Source organism: Mycobacterium sp. NGS29 (assembly GCF_059812965.1).
Genome location: NZ_JCALDR010000005.1, coordinates 342166 through 359670, shown reverse-complemented (window position 1 = coordinate 359670; position 17505 = coordinate 342166). Strand labels below are relative to the sequence as shown.

Annotated in this window: 20 protein-coding genes and 1 pseudogene; 16 read left to right on the top strand and 5 right to left on the bottom strand. The window is 65.8% G+C overall.

Going from position 1 to position 17505, the window contains the following annotated elements:
* The first annotated feature begins 31 nt into the window (after window positions 1-31).
* The 16 genes and pseudogenes from AC5Y5Z_RS10140 (at window position 32) to AC5Y5Z_RS10065 (ending at window position 11209) form a co-directional block, all read left to right on the top strand.
* Window positions 32-1504 (top strand): recombinase family protein, encoded by a 1473-nt coding sequence (locus AC5Y5Z_RS10140; protein WP_499924947.1) that lies wholly within the window; start codon window positions 32-34, stop codon window positions 1502-1504.
* Window positions 1505-1836: 332 nt separating this feature from the next.
* Window positions 1837-2040: a hypothetical protein gene (locus AC5Y5Z_RS10135; RefSeq protein ID WP_499924946.1), complete on the top strand. Its 204-nt coding sequence runs from the start codon at window positions 1837-1839 to the stop codon at window positions 2038-2040.
* Window positions 2040-2198, top strand: coding sequence for a hypothetical protein (locus AC5Y5Z_RS10130; protein ID WP_499924944.1), 159 nt, complete (start codon window positions 2040-2042; stop codon window positions 2196-2198). Before AC5Y5Z_RS10135 ends, AC5Y5Z_RS10130 begins: the two co-directional genes overlap by 1 nt.
* The gene (locus AC5Y5Z_RS10125; protein ID WP_499924943.1) at window positions 2195-2428 is read left to right on the top strand and encodes a hypothetical protein; all 234 of its coding nucleotides are present in this window, start codon (window positions 2195-2197) and stop codon (window positions 2426-2428) included. The genes AC5Y5Z_RS10130 and AC5Y5Z_RS10125 overlap by 4 nt, the downstream gene beginning before the upstream one ends.
* 70 nt (window positions 2429-2498) lie before the next feature.
* Window positions 2499-2798: an FDXHR family putative zinc-binding protein gene (locus AC5Y5Z_RS10120; RefSeq protein WP_499924941.1), complete on the top strand. Its 300-nt coding sequence runs from the start codon at window positions 2499-2501 to the stop codon at window positions 2796-2798.
* Window positions 2795-2929, top strand: a complete 135-nt coding sequence (locus AC5Y5Z_RS10115; RefSeq protein ID WP_499924940.1) for a hypothetical protein — start codon at window positions 2795-2797, stop codon at window positions 2927-2929. Before AC5Y5Z_RS10120 ends, AC5Y5Z_RS10115 begins: the two co-directional genes overlap by 4 nt.
* A complete protein-coding gene (locus AC5Y5Z_RS10110) occupies window positions 2926-4737 on the top strand; it encodes a DNA primase family protein (protein WP_499924938.1) in 1812 nt (603 codons plus the stop codon). The genes AC5Y5Z_RS10115 and AC5Y5Z_RS10110 overlap by 4 nt, the downstream gene beginning before the upstream one ends.
* Before the next feature lie 903 nt (window positions 4738-5640).
* Window positions 5641-5988 carry a hypothetical protein gene (locus AC5Y5Z_RS10105; protein WP_499924937.1) on the top strand — a complete coding sequence of 116 codons (348 nt, stop codon included), beginning with the start codon at window positions 5641-5643 and terminating at the stop codon, window positions 5986-5988.
* Window positions 5989-6008: 20 nt separating this feature from the next.
* Complete coding sequence (locus AC5Y5Z_RS10100) at window positions 6009-6260, top strand: hypothetical protein (RefSeq protein WP_499924936.1); 252 nt, start codon at window positions 6009-6011, stop codon at window positions 6258-6260.
* Between the two features lie 2 nt (window positions 6261-6262).
* Window positions 6263-7057, top strand: a complete 795-nt coding sequence (locus tag AC5Y5Z_RS10095; protein ID WP_499924934.1) for a hypothetical protein — start codon at window positions 6263-6265, stop codon at window positions 7055-7057.
* A 295-nt stretch (window positions 7058-7352) separates the two neighbouring features.
* The gene (locus AC5Y5Z_RS10090) at window positions 7353-7775 is read left to right on the top strand and encodes a phage terminase small subunit (protein ID WP_499924933.1); all 423 of its coding nucleotides are present in this window, start codon (window positions 7353-7355) and stop codon (window positions 7773-7775) included.
* 90 nt (window positions 7776-7865) lie between these two features.
* Window positions 7866-8669, top strand: coding sequence for a hypothetical protein (locus tag AC5Y5Z_RS10085; RefSeq protein WP_499924932.1), 804 nt, complete (start codon window positions 7866-7868; stop codon window positions 8667-8669).
* Window positions 8662-9195, top strand: a complete 534-nt coding sequence (locus AC5Y5Z_RS10080) for a type II toxin-antitoxin system VapC family toxin (RefSeq protein WP_499924930.1) — start codon at window positions 8662-8664, stop codon at window positions 9193-9195. The genes AC5Y5Z_RS10085 and AC5Y5Z_RS10080 overlap by 8 nt, the downstream gene beginning before the upstream one ends.
* Window positions 9196-9496: 301 nt before the next feature.
* A pseudogene (locus AC5Y5Z_RS10075) lies at window positions 9497-9598 on the top strand (hypothetical protein); the annotation flags it as partial.
* A 376-nt stretch (window positions 9599-9974) separates the two neighbouring features.
* Entirely contained in the window at window positions 9975-10784 is an 810-nt protein-coding gene (locus tag AC5Y5Z_RS10070; RefSeq protein WP_499924928.1) for an SDR family NAD(P)-dependent oxidoreductase, read from the top strand.
* 17 nt (window positions 10785-10801) lie between these two features.
* A complete protein-coding gene (locus AC5Y5Z_RS10065; protein WP_499919246.1) occupies window positions 10802-11209 on the top strand; it encodes a DoxX family protein in 408 nt (135 codons plus the stop codon).
* A gap of 7 nt (window positions 11210-11216) precedes the next feature.
* On the opposite strand, the gene AC5Y5Z_RS10060 is transcribed toward AC5Y5Z_RS10065, so the two are convergent.
* From AC5Y5Z_RS10060 to AC5Y5Z_RS10040, 5 genes are read right to left on the bottom strand one after another with little or no spacing between them, the layout of a single operon-like run.
* Window positions 11217-13334: a catalase gene (locus tag AC5Y5Z_RS10060; protein ID WP_499924926.1), complete on the bottom strand. Its 2118-nt coding sequence runs from the start codon at window positions 13332-13334 to the stop codon at window positions 11217-11219.
* A gap of 46 nt (window positions 13335-13380) precedes the next feature.
* Window positions 13381-14247, bottom strand: coding sequence for a glycosyltransferase family 2 protein (locus tag AC5Y5Z_RS10055; RefSeq protein ID WP_499924924.1), 867 nt, complete (start codon window positions 14245-14247; stop codon window positions 13381-13383).
* A complete protein-coding gene (locus AC5Y5Z_RS10050; RefSeq protein ID WP_499924922.1) occupies window positions 14244-15131 on the bottom strand; it encodes a glycosyltransferase in 888 nt (295 codons plus the stop codon). Before AC5Y5Z_RS10050 ends, AC5Y5Z_RS10055 begins: the two co-directional genes overlap by 4 nt.
* Window positions 15115-16353 (bottom strand): glycosyltransferase, encoded by a 1239-nt coding sequence (locus AC5Y5Z_RS10045; protein WP_499924920.1) that lies wholly within the window; start codon window positions 16351-16353, stop codon window positions 15115-15117. The genes AC5Y5Z_RS10050 and AC5Y5Z_RS10045 overlap by 17 nt, the downstream gene beginning before the upstream one ends.
* Window positions 16350-17417: a glycosyltransferase family protein gene (locus tag AC5Y5Z_RS10040; protein WP_499924971.1), complete on the bottom strand. Its 1068-nt coding sequence runs from the start codon at window positions 17415-17417 to the stop codon at window positions 16350-16352. Before AC5Y5Z_RS10040 ends, AC5Y5Z_RS10045 begins: the two co-directional genes overlap by 4 nt.
* Between the last annotated feature and the right edge of the window lie 88 nt (window positions 17418-17505).

The window sequence follows — 17505 nt, the reverse complement described above, 5'->3', positions numbered from 1 at the left end:
CTACACCACTGAGAGCGTATATCTTGGTGGTATGACTGCGACTCTGACCAGCGTTTCCAATACCCGCACCACTGCCCGTAGCAAGGCCAAAAGGCAGCCAGCGCAACAGGTATCGCGCCGTGCGGCTGTCTACGTCCGGATCTCGATGGACCACACCGGCGAGGGTCTGGGGGTCGCCCGGCAGGAGGAGGACGCCCTGGCGATCATCGAGGCCCGAGGCTGGACGCTGGCCGGGATCTACCGGGACAACTCGATCTCGGCCAGCGACTCACGCAAGTTCCGGCCCGGCTATGCGCAGCTGCAGGCCGACTACGCCGAGGGTGCTTTCGATGCCCTGATCGTTTGGGATTTGGACCGCCTCACCCGTCAGCCGCGCCAGCTCGAAGACTGGATCGACGCCGCCGAGGGTCGCGGCTTGGCCGTGGTGACCACCAACGGCGAGGCCGACCTGACCACTGACGGCGGACGCATGTTCGCCCGGATCAAGGCTGCCGTGGCCCGCAGCGAAATCGAGCGCAAGTCGGCACGGCACGCACGGGCACTCAAACAGCACGCCGAGGCCGGTCGGATGCCCCACGGCCCAAGGCTGTTCGGCTATACCGCAGAGGGCAACGTCGACCCGGCAGAGTCGGTCGTCGTCAAGGACGTCTATCAGCGCTTCCACGCTGGTGAGTCGCTGCGGTCCGTCACGGCCATGCTGACCGAGACGGGGGTGCCGACGCGCAATGGACGGCCCTGGAACGTGCGGACGGTCCGGGACATGCTGAGCAACCCACGCTATGCCGGGTGGGCGGTCTATCAGGGTGAGATCGTCACCGACGACGACGGCAATCCTGTTCGCGGGCAATGGACTGCGCTGGTCGACCAGGAGACGTTCGACGTGGTGGCGGCCAAGCTCAGCGACCCCGCACGCAAGACCAAGCACGGCTGCGACCGCCGCTACCTCGCGTCAGGTCTGTTCTTGTGTGCAACGTGCGATACGCCTGTCCGCGTGATCTCCGGCGGCAAGATCCGTTGCCCGGCAGGCAATCACCTGTCTCGCGACACCCGTCACGTCGACCAGTTCGTGACCGATCTCGTCGTCGAATGGCTCTCGCAGCCCGAGCTGTCCGCCGCGCTGGCCCCGGTCGGCGAGGACATGCGCCCCGTTGTCGAGGAGTCCAAGCGGCTGCGGGCACGCCTGGCCAAGATCGACACCGATTACGACGACGACCTGATCGATGCCAAGCGCTGGCGCTCGGCCAAGGACAAGGTGGCGGCCCAGCTGGCCGCCCTGGACAGGCAGCTAGCGACCCGCCGAGGTGGTGCTGCACTGAGTCGCGTCATCGAGGCCCCCAACCCCGCTGCGGCCTTCCTGGACGCTTCCCTGATGGCTCAGCGGGCCATCATCGACGCGCTGATGGTCGTGCGGCTGCACCGTCAGCCCCGGGGCCGGTTCCGCAAGGACGCGCAGGGCCGCGTAATCATCGACACCAGCACCATCGACGTCCAGTGGCGGCAGTAGCCCGCTCAGTTCGCACGACAGACCCCGGTAGCCGCGATGGCCGCCGGGGTCTTCGTCTTCTGTCGAAATTTGTTCGGGGAGTTCACAAAAATGTGGCACGTCGCGCTGACCAGCGACAATGTCGTTTCGACTAAACAGGTTCTATAGGATAACCGATGCGAATCACGTTGCTAGGAAACGGCTTTGAGGTCATTGACCCCCCGGTGACCTGGTAGTCTCATGTCCGGATCACCTGCAAGCCGGTCAGAAGGGGAGATGTCCTTGCTCTGAACCCAACGCCGCCGCTCGAACCAGAAGCGGTGGCCTGGTTTTGGAATGCGAGGAATTTCCTCTTGAACGACATCTCCGTCCTGGGCGGACGCTACGGCTACTGCCTGCAGCGCTTCGGCCCTGAGCACCCTGACACTATTGCGGCCCGGCTCGATCACCGAGTCGCCCGCATCCGCGCATTCGCACGTGAACTCCTCGACGGCACGGCACCACCGACCGACGAGCACGTCGCCAGCATCGTTGCCGTGCTGCGGGGGACCGAGTGATGAGCACTGAATCCCAACCAGATCAGCAGGTTTCGGCCTACCGCGAGCACATCGCGCGCATGATCGCCGAGGCACCTCCGCCGACCCCGGCTCAGATAGCGCTGTTGCGAGATCTGCTGCTCAGGCCCGCCGCCGAGATCCAAGGTCTGGCCTCGTGACCGGCTCGCAGACCAAGAGGCTGCGCGACACCGTCGCTGCCGATCTGACCGGTTTGGAGGACCGTGCCCGGCGCTTGGTCGACCATCTCGGTCCCGACGCCGAGTGTGTCGGTGAGGCCTACGTCGATAGTGCCGCCACCCGCACCAATCACCTCGCCCGACTTCGCCGACTGCGCGACCAGCTCGACACGGTGATCGACTCCCTGAGCGCTGCCGGGGGCGCTCGATGATCGAGGCCCTGTTGACGTTCATCGAGGGGTGCGCGGTCGGGCTTCAGCTCACCAGTTGGTGGGCCGCACTGTGAGCGCGTTTGGATGCACCCGTTGCCCGAACCGCTGGGACGGTCACCAGACGGCGCACTGCGGCGGCTGCCACAAGACATTCACCGGCGTCGAGGCTTTCGACATCCACCGGGTCGGCGGCCTGTGCTGGCCACCGGCGGCGGTCGGTCTGGAACTTGCCGCCGAACGCTCCTATGAGTGCTACCGCCGTGCACGACCATTGCGAGAACCGCGAAAACCACCTGGCGGCAACGATTCTGAGCGACTTTCGTCGCCGCCCGAGGGTGAATACACCGGCGACGGAGAAGTGACCGCGTGACAGCCAATCGCCCCCATACCGACCAGCTCGCAAGGGATTCCATCGAGGATCGCTCGCTGGCCGACACCGACAACCAACCACCAGGCACCGACAACGGTGCCCATCATGACCATGAGATCGAGGCAACATGACCGACGAAATGAGAGACCGCCCCGACGGTGAGATCGAGGCGGCCCAGGAGATCCCGACGAATAGGACCGATACCGATGATACCCCCCGGCCCTATCCGAAGGTCAGCCCCGAGGCCCTGAAGCGGGTTTACGCCGAGCAACGCGCCTACGAGGCCGAGCAGGCCGTCGCCGAAGATGTCGTTGCCGCTGCGGACGAGCCCCGAGAACCGGACCCGCAGACGCCGGAAGTGGATGCGCCCGAGTCGTCATCGGACTCTGAACCGCCGGTAGACGTCGCCGCCGATGATGCGCCCGAACATGGCCGCTCAGGCGGCGATGACGTGCAGTCCGAGTCCGGGGACGAAGGCGTGCAGCGTCTCGACGATGCGTTCATCGGCGCGTACCTGGCCGATCACTACCTCGGGGACTTCGTGTATGTACCGGGTCTGCGCTGGCTGAAGTTCGACGGGCGTCGGTGGGCCACGTCCAGCGACGAAGTCGTCGGCGAGGCAATCAGGCTGGCCGTCATCGACTTCCACACCATCGAGGCCAAGGCCGGTCACGACCATCAGCGGCTCAAGCGGATCGACGGGCTGCTGAGCGCGACCAAGCTGCGTGCGCTACAGGGCATCGCTCGTAATCGGCTGTGCCGCCTGGTCCACGAGTTCGACAACCACCCGGACCTGTTCAATGTCGGCAACGGCGTCGTGGATCTGCGCGACGGCACGATCAGGCCACACGACCGCGAGCTGATGCTGACCAAGGTGACCGAGGTCGACTACCGGCCCGGTGCGACGCATCCGGATTGGGATCAGGCCCGGGCCGCGCTGCCCGACGATGCGCAGCCGTGGACGCAAGTACGTCTGGGCCAAGGGCTGACCGGCTATCCGACGCCGGACGACACGCTCATGGTGCTACGCGGAGCCGGTGCCAACGGCAAGACGACCGTGGTCGACGCCGTGCGACACGCCGTCGGCCAGGACTACGCGGTCACCATGCCCGAGCGGGTGCTGCTGGCTAGGCCCGGCGACCATCCGACCGAGTTGATGACGCTGCGCGGCGCACGGCTGGCGCTCATGGAGGAGCTCCCCGAGCTGGGTCACCTCAATGCGAAGCGGCTCAAGGACTTGCACGGCACCGGGCAGATGAGCGCCCGATTCTGCCGCCAGGACACCGTCCATTGGTCGCCTACCCACACTGCCGTGGTGACGACGAACTACCTGCCGCGCGTGGACGAGTCCGACCACGGCACGTGGCGACGCCTGGTGTTGGTCGAGTTCCCGTACCGCTTTGTGCCCAGCGCCGAGCAGATCCGCAGCCCGATGGACCGGCTCGGCGATCCGAACCTGCGCGAGCGGTTGCGGCACGGCACCGACGGCCAGCCGGAGGCGGTATTGGCCTGGTTGGTCGAGGGAGCGGTCAGGTGGTACCAGGGTGGCCGGATCATGCCGCCCGAGCCCCAGAGCGTCCGTGAGGCCACCGAGAAGTGGCGTGCGACGGCGGATTTGGTGATGCGCTATCTGAGCGAGCGAGTGGTGTTCGACCCGGCGTCCTACGTCGCCAGCACCGAGCTGTATGGGGACTTCGGCGAATGGCTGTCCGAAAACGGCCACCGATCGTGGAGCGATCAGAACTTCACGGCACGGTTGGCCCAGCACAGCGAGGTGGTCGAGCACGGCGCAGAGAAGAAGACCATTCGGTCAAGCCACCCCGGCAAACTGTCTCGGCGACCGAGGGCAAAGGTCGCCGAACCCGCTGAAAAGCCCCTCGGCAAACAGTTCACCGCGTGGTTGGGGGTCCGATTCCGAACTGAGGACGATGAGACATAAATCGTCGCTGAGCTGCACTGATATCCGGAGTGTGAGTGGGTGTGAGGGGGTCGATGGGAGCTACAAATATTCCCAATCTCACGGGAAGCTCTGTTTACCCCCATCACACGCCCTCACACATCGTTTCCCAGCAAACATCGTCGCAAGAGAGAGATCACCTCACCTGGAAACCAATTAGAAAGAGGGGCGAGTGACCCCACCCCCGGCGACCAATGGACCGCCAGGCCCCCCTCGCCCGTGACCATCACCAACCTCTTCGCCCACCACCACCGTGGCCCAATCGCCCTCGGCGTCCCCATCGCCTCGCCTGAGGGTCACCACCTCGCCGGGCTTGACCCTCGGGGACACCTCCTCGCCCACCTCGACCAAGGGGACCGCCGGTCCATCACCTCGACACGAAAGGCACGACCAGACCATGACGTTCGCCCTCGCTGCGCGGTCTACGTCCTCTACCCCCCGCTTCGGCGGATTCTCGGTCCAAAGCATCGACTACCACGGGACGCTGCTTGCGTCGCTGCTCGCTCAGTGCGACAGGCCTATGCCCTCGCCCACAGCGACGAGTGGATCCGTCCTCAGATCCCCTCGCCCGTCGGTATTGTGGCCCGCTTCGACGCCGAGTGCGGCAGGACGTTGTGGTGCGGCTGCAGCGGTCACGACGTCTCCGGCGACCATGTCGGTCACGGCGACGGTGTGCGTGCTCTGCGCCGAGCCATCCTCGCCCACGAGCAGCACTGTCCCCGCAAGCCCGACGACCTAATGGAGCGCTTGAAGCGACACCGTCGACAGCAGCGGATCGAGCGGGCGTGACGACGATCACGACGACCTCACACCCGTTGCCCCGCTTACCCGTCCGCCCTGTAGCGGCCCTGTAGTCAAAAACTCTCAATAGGAGAAACCCGAATCATGCTCACGCCCAGACACATTGAGCAGTGCGCCTACGTGGTCGGCGACGAGATCGTCCGTCGCCAGCTCTACGGCCACCCGATACCCGAGACGCTGCGAGAACTACTGCGCGCCTTGAACAACGAGATGTCCATCGAACGGATGCGCAGAGACTGGAAGCGAGACCACATGTCCGCAACCGGACACGAACATAGCCAGATCGGCTCCACTGCTGAAGAATTGGTGACAACCGCAACCATCGCCCGGCGCTTGGGTCTCAGCGAGCGCCACGTGCGACGCAACGCACCGGCCTACGGTGGCCGACTGGTAGCAGGCCGCTATCTGTTCGACAGCACCGACGACGACTGACAGACGACAAGGACGACACGATGACCGACACCAGCATCGAGGGCAGCGACGAGGACGACCTGCGCGCCGTGGCCCGAGGTCTGTTCGGCAACCACGACGACCAGGAGCAGCCCGTGGATCTCGCTACCCCCGTTGCCCGTCCACCTCGCACCGTGGCCAGCGAGGGCGACAACCCGGCTGCCTCGATCACCGACGACGGCCACACCCGCAGCTTCGCCGCACGCCTATTCGGTGACGCCGACCTCAATCACGCCCCCCAGCTGCCGGAGTAACCATGCTCGTACCCAACCGCGCCCTGGCGCGCACCATCACCACCTCCGCCCAGACCCTCGGCGTCGCGCTGCCCAAAGCCCTTGTGGCCGAGCTGGACCGCATCTCGCGATTCATCGCCAGCGCCGAGGCCATCCCGGCATCCGGTGACGCTCTGGTCGCCTCGGTGCTCGACGCTCTGGCCGAGGGCCGCAACTACCACGGTGACCCCGAGATCGCCCGCCGCTGGCTCGATCACGCCCTGGTCGCGCTCAACGTCGGCGACGCCGCCCGGGGCCGCGCCGACCAAGAGATCGGCACCACCCTGGTCGCTCACGCCGACGAGATCATGGCCGCGTGGTCGCAGGCCCTGCAACCTCACAGCGAGGCCCTGGTCGCCGCAGCAGCAGTACTGCCCGCCGACCTCGACGACGTGCGCGCCATCACCGCCCGAGGCACCGAGGCCGTACAGCATTGGGCCGCAGCTCAGTCCGCGATCAAACTCTGGGACGCAGCCCTGACCGGCGTCGGAGCGCTACGCGGCGCTGCACGCCTCGGCCCCGGTGACCGCATGGTGTTGATGAGCGATGCCACCCTCGAACAACTCGGCCAGGTGCAGGCCACCGCAGCAGCCGAGGGCACCAACCCCGATGTCTGGACATTGGCCCGCTGCGGCATCACACCCGTGCTGGTCGAGTCCCTCGGGGAGATCATGGCCAGATCGGCTGCCCTGCAACAGCAGCGAGCCGAGGCGGCCCAGCGCTACGAGGAGCGCGAACGACAAGCCCGCAGAGCACACAAGGACGGCGCGGTCGCATGAGCGCACACCCCACGAACTTGCTCACCAGTCACCGGTCCAGGTCTCCGGTCGCCAGTGAGCGAGACGTGCAGCCGCAGAGCGGTCCAGTTGGTCGCTCGCCTGCACACGGTGGCCCGATCTGCTTGAGAAGGTCGGGCCACCACCTCAACGTCGGTCCCTGTCCTGCCCGCCAGCCAGCAACACCGGTCAGCCAACGGGTGGGGGAGGTACCCCTACGCCCCATAGAGCCATTCCCGGCTGACATAGCGCCTGACAGGCCGAGCAATACACCAGGTTTCACGAGGAGATCAGCACTGTGACCGTGAGAGGGCGCAGACCCCAGGCCATGACGACCACGCCGAGACGGTCTGCCTACGACTGGACCGAGGTCACCGACACCCCGTTCACAGGAGCACCTCGACTACCCCGTACCCGGCCCAACGGGCAGCCCTGGACCGAGGCAGCTCGCCGCAAATGGCGGGCCTGGTCAACCATGCCCCACGCCATCCTCTGGCAGCCCAGCGACTGGTCCTTCGCCCTCGACGCGCTGGAATTGCACGCCCTCTGGACCGAGAACGGCAAGGCCGCCTACGCCACCGAGCTGCGCTACCGCGAGCGGGTCATGGGCACCACCCGAGACAGCCTGCTCGGCCTGCGCATCCGCTACGTGGCACCCCGGCCCGCGCTGACCGCCGTGCCGACACCGACCAGCTCCGACGACGACTACCGCGACTTGTGAGAACACAACCCCGGCTTGCTCGACTCGCTAATGGCCAGTTCGATGCGCAATTGCGCTCCGCAAGTCACCGCCCAGCGCTACCGTGATGTTGTGACGGGTACAGGCCTGGAAGTGCGGCTTCACCAGGGACGCGAACGCGCCGAGGTGTCGCAATTCACCCGGACACTCAACGAGATTGTGAGTTCGCTGCACGACATCGATCAGGTCTACCTGTTGCGCGGCACTCGGGCCACGTGGGTGCTCGACGACCTCAAGCATGTGCGCAACGACCTCGTCGTGCGCCTGCAGGCCCGGAATGTGCCCAGTAACCGCGACGTGGCCGACATGATGGTGCCGGTACAAGCCCTCGTAGATGGAGCAGTGGTACTGCAGGAGCAGGCAACGGTGCCCGAGCTGTTCGCGCCCAAGACGGTGACCAGGCTGGCGAAACTGGCCACGCCCACCGTAGGGGTCCACGGTGTCTCCTTGGCCACGTATAACGGCAGCACCGGCAAGCGCATCGAGCTGGGCAGTGCCGTGAAGGACAACGCCACAGCCGCAGTCAACCCGACCGAGATCGCCTACGGGTCGGTGACCGGCACACTGTCAGAGCTGCGAACGGTACAGCGCCGCAAGGGAGTACGGGTAACTATCCGTGACGAGCTGAGCGGACACGCCATAGCGGGCCAGGTCGCAGAGCAGATGACAGAGCAGCTGAGGCAGCTGTGGGGCCACCGCGTGATCCTGGGCGGCATCATCAAGCGCAACGTCTCGGGCCAGGCCATCCACGTGGACGTAGACCGCATCGATGCAATGCCGGAGGGCAAAGCCACCCGACCATCCACCGACTCGCTCCTTGGGGCCGTTGAGGGCATAGCGACCGATGAATACATGAAGTGGGTGCGTCGTGGCTAAGGCCAAGACGACCAAACTTGACCCTCCACCTCTGATCTACGTCGACACCAGCGTCTACCTCGACCTGCTGACCAGGGAGCAGGCGAAGCACCCGGACACCGGCGAGCCTCGCTGGAAGATCGCAAAGGCACTTCTCGACGCAGTGAACGATGGCCGAGTGGTCCTTGCCGCTTCTGCCATGGTTGACGCCGAGATCGGCTGCTTTGCTCTGGTCCGTGACGGCAGCCAAAAGATCCACGACCAGGTACGCGGATGGCTCGATCATCCAGAGACGAAATACGCTGAGGTGGACCGCTTCCTGGCCCGCGACGCGACTCGACTCGCGCAGACGTGGCACTCCTTCGCCGCGAAGACCAAGAAACTCGGTGGAGCAGACGCCCTGCACCTCGCTGCGGCAATCCGGCTCGGTAGCGGCTATCTGATGACTCAGGATGGTGGTTTTCCGCTCGGGCAGACCGTCGAGGGCGTCCAGGTGATGCTGCCGGAGCAGGTTTGGCAGCAAACGCTCTGGGACTCGCAAACGTAAGGCTTCCACGATGCCGCTAGATCCTGACTTCCGAGCACGCGACGAGTGGTTCGACATCCCAGTGGGGAGCGTGCCGGATATGGCCTGTGGTAGTGCACGCAATGGAGCGCCCGACTACGAGGGCACACAGCATTTCCGCCCCGAGTACTTCACGGTGGAGCACGAGGACGGTCGGATAGTAGAGCTGCGGTTATGGGGCCGACAGCTCAAGCAGGATGGATCGCTGGGAGTTCGCCACCTCGATTACCGCTGGCGCTGGGACTGACCAAACACATAAATACGCTCTGAATCGTGGAGCCCAGAATGGCTCCCCCCACCCCACCAAGACCACGGCCAACCCAGAACCAACACCTACCACCACCCCGAAAAACTCCTCAACCCCGAACACGACGACGAACCGTAGCGCCGCCGGTGAAAAGCGTGTGCCACCAGCAGATTAACTGCGCTGTCCGCTGAGGACGCCATCAGTTACGCACTGCGCGGAAGGGGCGAACGCAAGCGGCTTTCGAGCGGTTGGGCGGCGCTGACCCCGGCCGAACTAGATGTGGCCCGTCTTGTCAGCGATGGACTGGCCAAGAAGGACATCGCTGCGCGCATGTTCATCTCCCGCGTGCAATTGGCGCAAGAAGCCGTGCGTCAGAACGCTATTCCGGGAAAGCATCGCCGACCGGACTATCGGTCCGCGTTGCCGTCAGCCGTTCAGCCGGGTATTCGTCGCCGACAGCGGCTCTTAAATCAACTGCTTGACTTAATACCTGTATCGCCGATTAACTCGACGGGTGACCAACGAACTGATGGATAAGGTTGCCGTCATCACCGGCGGTGCTTCAGGCATCGGACGCGGGCTCGTGGAGCGGTTTGTCGCCGAGGGCGCGCGGGTGGTGATGGCCGACATCGACACTGCCAACGGCGAGGCCCTGGCCAAGGCGCTGGGACCGAACGCCGTGTTTCACCGCACCGACGTGTCCGAACCCGACCAGGTCACTGCGCTGGTGGCGGCGACGGTCGACAAATTCGGTGGGCTGCATGTCATGGTGAACAACGCCGGGATCTCCAGCCCGCTGGGCCGTCTGCTGGACGACGACTTCTCGAACTTCCACCGCGTGATGGCGGTCAACGTGCTGGGGGTGATGGTCGGCACCCGAGACGCTGCCCGGCACATGGCCGCTCATGGCGGTGGCTCCATCATCAACATCAGCTCGATCGGCGGGATCCTGGCCGGCGGTGGCGTCGCGACCTACCGGGCTTCCAAAGCGGCCGTCATCCAGTTCACCAAATCGGCGGCAATCGAATTGGCGTATAACGAGATTCGCGTGAACGCGATTGCGCCCGGCAACATCCCGACCCCGATCCTGGCGTCGTCCGCCGCCGGTATGGACCCGGCGGAATTGGAGCGGTTCGAGGCGAACATCCGACAGACGATGCGCGACGACCGGCCGCTGAAGCGGGAGGGCACACCCGATGACGTCGCCGAGGCGGCGCTGTACTTCGCCACTGAGCGGTCGCGCTACGTCACAGGGACGGTGCTGCCCGTGGACGGTGGAACGGTGGCCGGCAAGGTGATTCGGTCACGGAAGCGCGAAACATAAGCGCGGGACGCAACGACATGCTGCGCACCGTGTTCCGCATCGCCCTCGGTGCCTTCCTGATCTTCGCCGGCGTCGGCCACCTCAGCTTCGCCCGGACCACGTTCTACGCACAAGTTCCGCAGTGGCTGCCGGTGAGCGCCGATTTCGTCGTCATCGCCTCGGGTGTCGTCGAGCTAGCGCTGGGAGCCGCCCTGCTGGGACCCACCCGGTGGCGGGTGCCGGTCGGGTGGCTGGTTGCGCTTTTCTTCGTGCTGGTCTTTCCGGGCAATATCTCCCAGTTCGTCACGCACACGGACGCATTCGGGCTCGATTCCGACCTGGCCCGTGGCGTCCGGTTGCTGTTTCAGCCGCTCCTGGTGATCTGGGCCCTATGGTGCACCGGCGCGTGGACGGCGTGGCGGAACCGCAGATCCCAGGGCGGCTAGCGACCCGTTACCTCTTCTTGGCCGGCGGGATCGCCGACGCCATAACCTTCGGCGCCCGGTCCCACACCCGGTGCATCCCGAGGGCTGCCAGCAGTGCCGCAATAGCTTTCTTGTCGACGTCGTCGGAGACCAGCACCCCGGGGTCGTCGGCAGAGATGCCGGCCTGCTGCAGCACGGCAACCCCGTCGCCCCAGGCCGCCACCGGCTTGCAGTGCCGGAATGCCTCCTGCAGCAGAGTCACCAGCTTGATGTCCCCGCTGGGCGTGGTTCCGGCGGCGACGATCACGGCGTCGAATTCGATGGACCGAGCGGTCAGTAAGGTGCGTTCCACGATCTCAATCCGTCTGCCCGACTTCAGTTTTCCGCCTACCGGTGCGGTGAGCAGCGGGACGGCGCCTGCGGCCAGCACAGCCTTCACCAATTTCGAGACGCCCGCGAGGTCCGACCCCGCGTCGGCGATGATGCCGACCTTGCGGCCGTCGACCGGCCCGGGCTCGGTGTACACCTGGGACAATGCCGCTGAGGTGGTGACGTCCTTCGGCGGATTACCTTTCGGCGCAGGCAATCCCAGCCCGGCAGCGACCTGCTCGCACAGGTCGGTGTCGACGTTGGCGAGCACCTGCAGTTCGCGTTCTTTGATCTCCTGCTCGTAGCACTTGCCGAGTTCGAAGGTGAACGCCTCGATGACGTGCAGTTGTTCGACGCGGCTGAGGCTGCGGTAGAAGATCGCGGCCTGGCTGAAGTGATCGTCGAACGAGGCGGGGTTCTCCCGGACGGTCGGGCCCTGGACCGCCCGCGGCGTCTGCACGTAGCCACCGTCGTCGACACCGGCCACCTCGGGTTCACCGTCGTCAATGCTGTTGGGACGGTACGGGGCCAGCCCTTCGTGGATTGCCGTCTGATGCATGCCGTCGCGCAGCATGTCGTTGACCGGGCAGTGCGGTCGGTTGATCGGCAACTGCGTGAAGTTAGGCCCGCCCAGCCGGGTCAGCTGGGTGTCGAGGTAGGAGAACAACCGAGCCTGCATCAGTGGATCGTTGGTCGGCTCGATACCGGGAACCAGGTTGCCGGTGTGAAATGCGACCTGTTCGGTTTCGGCGAAATAGTTGGTGGGATTGCGATTCAGCGTGAGCTTGCCGATCAGGGTGACCGGAACCAGTTCCTCCGGAACGAGTTTCGTCGGATCGAGCAGATCGATTCCTTCGTAAGTATCGGTGCCGTCGTCCGGCATCGCCTGAATGCCGAGTTCGTATTCGAGGAAAGCGCCGGCGTCGATCGCATCGGCCATGTCGCGGCGGTGGAAGTCCGGATCGCATCCGGCGGCGATCTGCGCTTCCTCCCACACCAGCGAATGCACGCCGGCCGCCGGCTTCCAGTGGAACTTGACCAGACTGGTCTTGCCCTTCCGGTTCACCAACCGGAAGGTGTGCACGCCGAATCCCTCCATGGTGCGGTACGAGCGCGGGATACCGCGGTCACTCATGTTCCAGAACACGTGATGGGTGGCCTCGGTGTGCAGCGACACGAAATCCCAGAAGGTGTCATGGGCGGATTGCGCCTGCGGGATCTCCCGGTCTGGGTGGGGCTTCGCGGCGTGCACGACGTCGGGGAATTTGATGCCGTCCTGGATGAAGAACACGGGAATGTTGTTGCCTACCAAATCGAAGTTGCCTTCGTCGGTGTAGAACTTCACCGCGAAACCGCGGGTGTCCCGCACCGTGTCGGCCGATCCGCGCGAGCCGAGAACCGTGGAGAAACGGCAGAAGACGTCAGTTTTCCGACCTTTGCGGGCCAGGAAGCCGGCTCGGGTGTAGTCCGAGGCATTGCCGTAGGCCTCGAAGACGCCGTGCGCTGCGGCGCCCCGGGCGTGGACCACACGCTCTGGAATGCGCTCGTGGTCGAAATGGGTGATCTTTTCCCGGAGATGGAAGTCTTCGAGCAGGCTGGGCCCGCGGTTACCGGCTTTGAGCGAGTGATCGGTGTCGGGCAGGCGCACACCTTGTGCGGTGGTGAGGAACTTGCCCTGCTGGGAACGCGGGTCGGCCTCGAGGTCGTCGCCGTTGGTGGCGCCGGTCGGGCTGGTGCGGCGCGGGGTGGATTGGGAGGGCTTGCGGGCGGGGGGCATCTCGAACTCCTGGGCTGTTTGTTGTTATAGGCGCGGGTTGCCGGTTTTATTGCGCTGAAACGCTGTGATTGCCCGGCGGTGCGCGGACGGCTGCGGTTCGTACCGGGCATCCGTCGTCCTGGCGGACGATAAAGCCTTGTTCCTCAAACGCGGACAGCCAGCCCTCCATCGGCCACCATCCCCAGCGCTGGTGGAAAATCGCCGCATTGCGCAGGATGTCGTCGAGGTGATCCACGGGCGGATCGGCCACGGGATGGTACTGGTGAAACGCGTGTGCCCCGCCCACCCAACGCATCGGCACTCCACGGGCTGCAGCGCATTGAGCAAAGTCGGTGTCCTCACCACCGTAGCCGCGGTACCTGGCGCAGAACCCCCCGATTTCCTGCCAGACACCGCAGTTCACCGCGAAGGACAACGACCAGAACAACGAGTAGTCCACAGTGTCGAGGACGGTGCCGTCCTCGGGCGCCGGTCGGGCCGGATGCGGATCTGGGTGCGCGCACAGTTGTGCGATGACGTAGCCACCTGGCCCCGGGGGCTGCAGGTATGTGACGGGTCCGCACAGGAGTGCGGAGGCGTGCTCCGGCCGGCGTGCGACGTCCAGGTAGCGCTCGATCAGCGTGGCGCCCGGGATGCAGTCGACGTCAAGAAAGATCAGCAGCTCGGCACCGTGTTCCTGCGCGGTCTGCGCGCCGAGATTGCGTGCCGATCCGATCGGCAGCGGCGCCGGTGCCGGACAGTCGACGACGATCGCCGGCGCGCCTGCCGCAGCTACGGTTTCGGCGACGGCGGAATCGCCGAGCGCGACGACGACGTGGGTGTCCGGCATCAGGGTGCTGCGAGCCAATCCCTCCAGTTGCCGCTGCAGGTGCGCGCCCCGGCCGTGCACGGTGGTGATGACAGCGGTCCTCATGCTGCGCTCGGGCTGCATCGTTGCGCGGTGGCTTCGATGGCGGTGGCGGCACGCGCGGCGGCACCCTCGACTTGCCAGCGGCGCCAGCGGTCCGGGTCGCTCGAAGAGGCGTGCGCCAGTAGCGCGGGCCAGGCTCGTGCATTGGGCGAGCTCTTGGCGACCACCGCGAGTCGATGGCGCTTGAGCACATTCGCGGTGGCTTTCTGCTCGTCGAAGGGCCGCGGCTCGGGGACGACGACTGCTGGTCGTCGTGCGGCGGCGACGTCGGCCACCGACCCTTGACCCGCGTGCGTCACGACCACATCCGCGGCACAGATCTGCGGCCACGGATCTGCGGTCCAGGAACCGCTGCCGCCGCCCAGTGCGGTCCAGGTGAAGCCGGGATAGGTTGCCGCGCAATCCTCTAACGCCGCACCGAACGTGCCGTCGGATCCGCCGAGGACCAGCACCCGCATGCCCTCCGGTGATGTCGCCGTGCGTACCCGCCCGCCGGAAGTGCAGTCAGAGCGGTCCTCGAATCGACTGATGCCGCCGACGTAACTGGTCTTGTCCTCGTAAGGCCGCAACCAGGACGGCACGCACAGGTCTCGCGGCCACGCCGCCACGATGTGATCGGCGAGCCGGTGCACCAGCAGATGTGGGGCGTCAACACGCTTGCCGGGCAACGCCATCACGATCACCGGCACGCCGAGCAGCCGAACGAAGGTCGCCACTTCGACCGACACGTCGACGACGACGGCCGCCGGTTGCGCTCGCCCGACCCAGCTCGCGATCTCGTGCATCCGCGCAGTGAACCCGGGGTCGTGATGGGGCGCCCAGTGCAGGGCGCCGTGCGCAGTGGGCTCGCCAACCGCGACCGCCGCGTCGTCACGCGACAATCTCACGATCGCCGAAAAGGGGTGTGGCTGAGCGATATCCAGCGATGTCAGCGCCGTCACCGGATACTGCATTCGGGCGCAGATACTGGCGGCCCGCGCCAGATGTCCGAAACCTTGGTGGTGGATGTAGTAGCCGATCATCGGACCTACCCGTCGAGTCATCAATCATGTGGCGGTACACGTCGCAGTAGGCGCTGACCATCGCCTTCGACGAGCAGCGGCGAACAGCGTGATCGCGTACCTGTTTTCGGGGGAGCCGGACCGCCGCTGCGACGGCGTCCGCCATCGCCGGCACGTCATCGGTGGCGACCAACCGGCCGACGTTGTCGTCGACGAGTTCGGGAATGCCGCCGCGGGCGAACGCCACGACCGGGGTGCCGCACGCCATCGCTTCGGCGACGACCAGACCATACGGTTCGTCCCAGGCCGGGGTGACCAGCGCCGCGGCGGCCGCGCCCACCAGATCGGCCAACTGGTCGTGGTCGAGATGGCCGGCGTAGCGAACGCCGTCGTCCAATTCCGGAGCCACGCGTTCGGTGAAATACCGCGGGTCGCTGATGGGACCCGCCAGAGTCAGCCGCCGCCCGCTCCGGCGGGCGGCGGCAATCGCGAGATGCGGCGCTTTTTCCGGGGTTATCCGGCCGAACCACACCAGGTCCGGCCCACCGGCACCGAGCGGCCATTGTGCGGTGTCGATTCCGTTGGGCACCACGGTGACTCGGCCGATCGTGTGTCGCCACGACGCAGCGGTGTGGTGCGACACGGCGGCGAAGCGGCCGCAGTCACCGTTGGCGGCGTCGATCGCCGACTCCAGCCACGGCGTCGGCGGCGTATGGACGGTGGTCAGCATCGGCGCCGGCAGCATCGAGGCCATCGCGACCGGAAGGTAATGCAGGCTGTGGTTGTGGATCACGTCGAACTCGTCCTTGCCGGGCCCGGCCAGCCACATCATCAGCGACAGATAGGCGTGGTGGTCGGCCATGAACGCCGGAGCCGGCATCGAGACATCACCGCGGGCCGCCTCGGACAAACCCAGCGGACGCAGATCCAGAGAGCGGCATTGCAATGCGGTGTCCGAATCCGGCGCGGCGAACAGCGAGACCCGGCAGCCGCCGGCAGCCAGGCCGCGTGCCAACTGGAAAACATGTGCCTCCAGCCCGCCGGCAAAGGGCTGGCGGATCGGGAACCGGTTGGATGCGATCAGCGCGACATGCAACGGTGCGGTCATGCCAGCACGCTCTGGTAGATGTCCTGGTGGGCTTCGGCGAGTTGACGACGTTCGGCTCCGCGCTGCGCCCAAGTCGCGCGCGGAGCGGGTTCACCGGCTGCCCAGCGCAGGTAGGCATCGTTGATCGCCCGGTCGAGGGACGATTCGTCGAAGGTGTGCTCGTCGAACTCGAACACGCCACACGGTCGCTGCTGGTGATAGAACCCGCAACTGGGCGCCACGACGGCGGTGCCCAGATCAAAGCATGCCTCCAGCCACCCCGAATGGGTGCCGAACCGGTACGGCAGCACCGAGACCGCAAGGGAGGCAAGGTATTCCCAGAGTTCGTCGTCGGAGAAGTACGGGTGCACCCGCACGTCCAGTTGCGCATGGCCGCGATAGTCCAGCAGGGCAAACCCGATCTCCGGTGCGAACCAGTGGTTGGCCGGATCGAAGATCTCGTCGTGCACGTTGATCTGCAACACCGCGTCGGGGAAAGCCGGCACGATCTCGGCAAGGGCGGCTATCACCGGCAGTGGATCCATATTGGCGCGCACACTCTTGACGTGCACGCCGACCACGAACCTGTCGCGAGGTGTGCGGGGATGATCGATGCGTCGCCGATCCAGCACATGCGGATGCGGCAATACCCGCGCGTGCCGCTGCCACCGTTGCCGGATCAGTTCTGCCGCACCGGGAGTCAGTGTGATCAACTCGTCGGCGGCCGCGATCAGCACATCCTGCTGCTCGGCGTGGGCGCCCGGTTCGGGGTGGTGGGGGTTACGCAGATCGTGCACGGTGTACACCAGCGGCTTGTGCCGCATCTGCAGTTCCCGGACCACGTCGTTCAGCACCTCAGGCCCAATCGCGTCGAAGCCGAAATGGACATGGAACACGTCGAACAGTTCGTGGTGACCACTGACCCACCCGCGTTCGAGCATCAGCGGCGGCCACCAGCCGCCGGGCACCGTGCAACCGTCAGCTGGTACCGGATCATCGAGTCGCACAACGGAATCCGCGCAATGATCAGTCAGGTGCCGCACGTAGACGTGCGACGCGGGAACCGAAGCGACACGCAAGACAATTCCTTCCGCGACCGAGGTGAAGAAGAGAACGATCGCGCCGGAATCTCGGGCAGCCACCGCTGGCTGCGGCCCAGCCGCGATCTCGTTC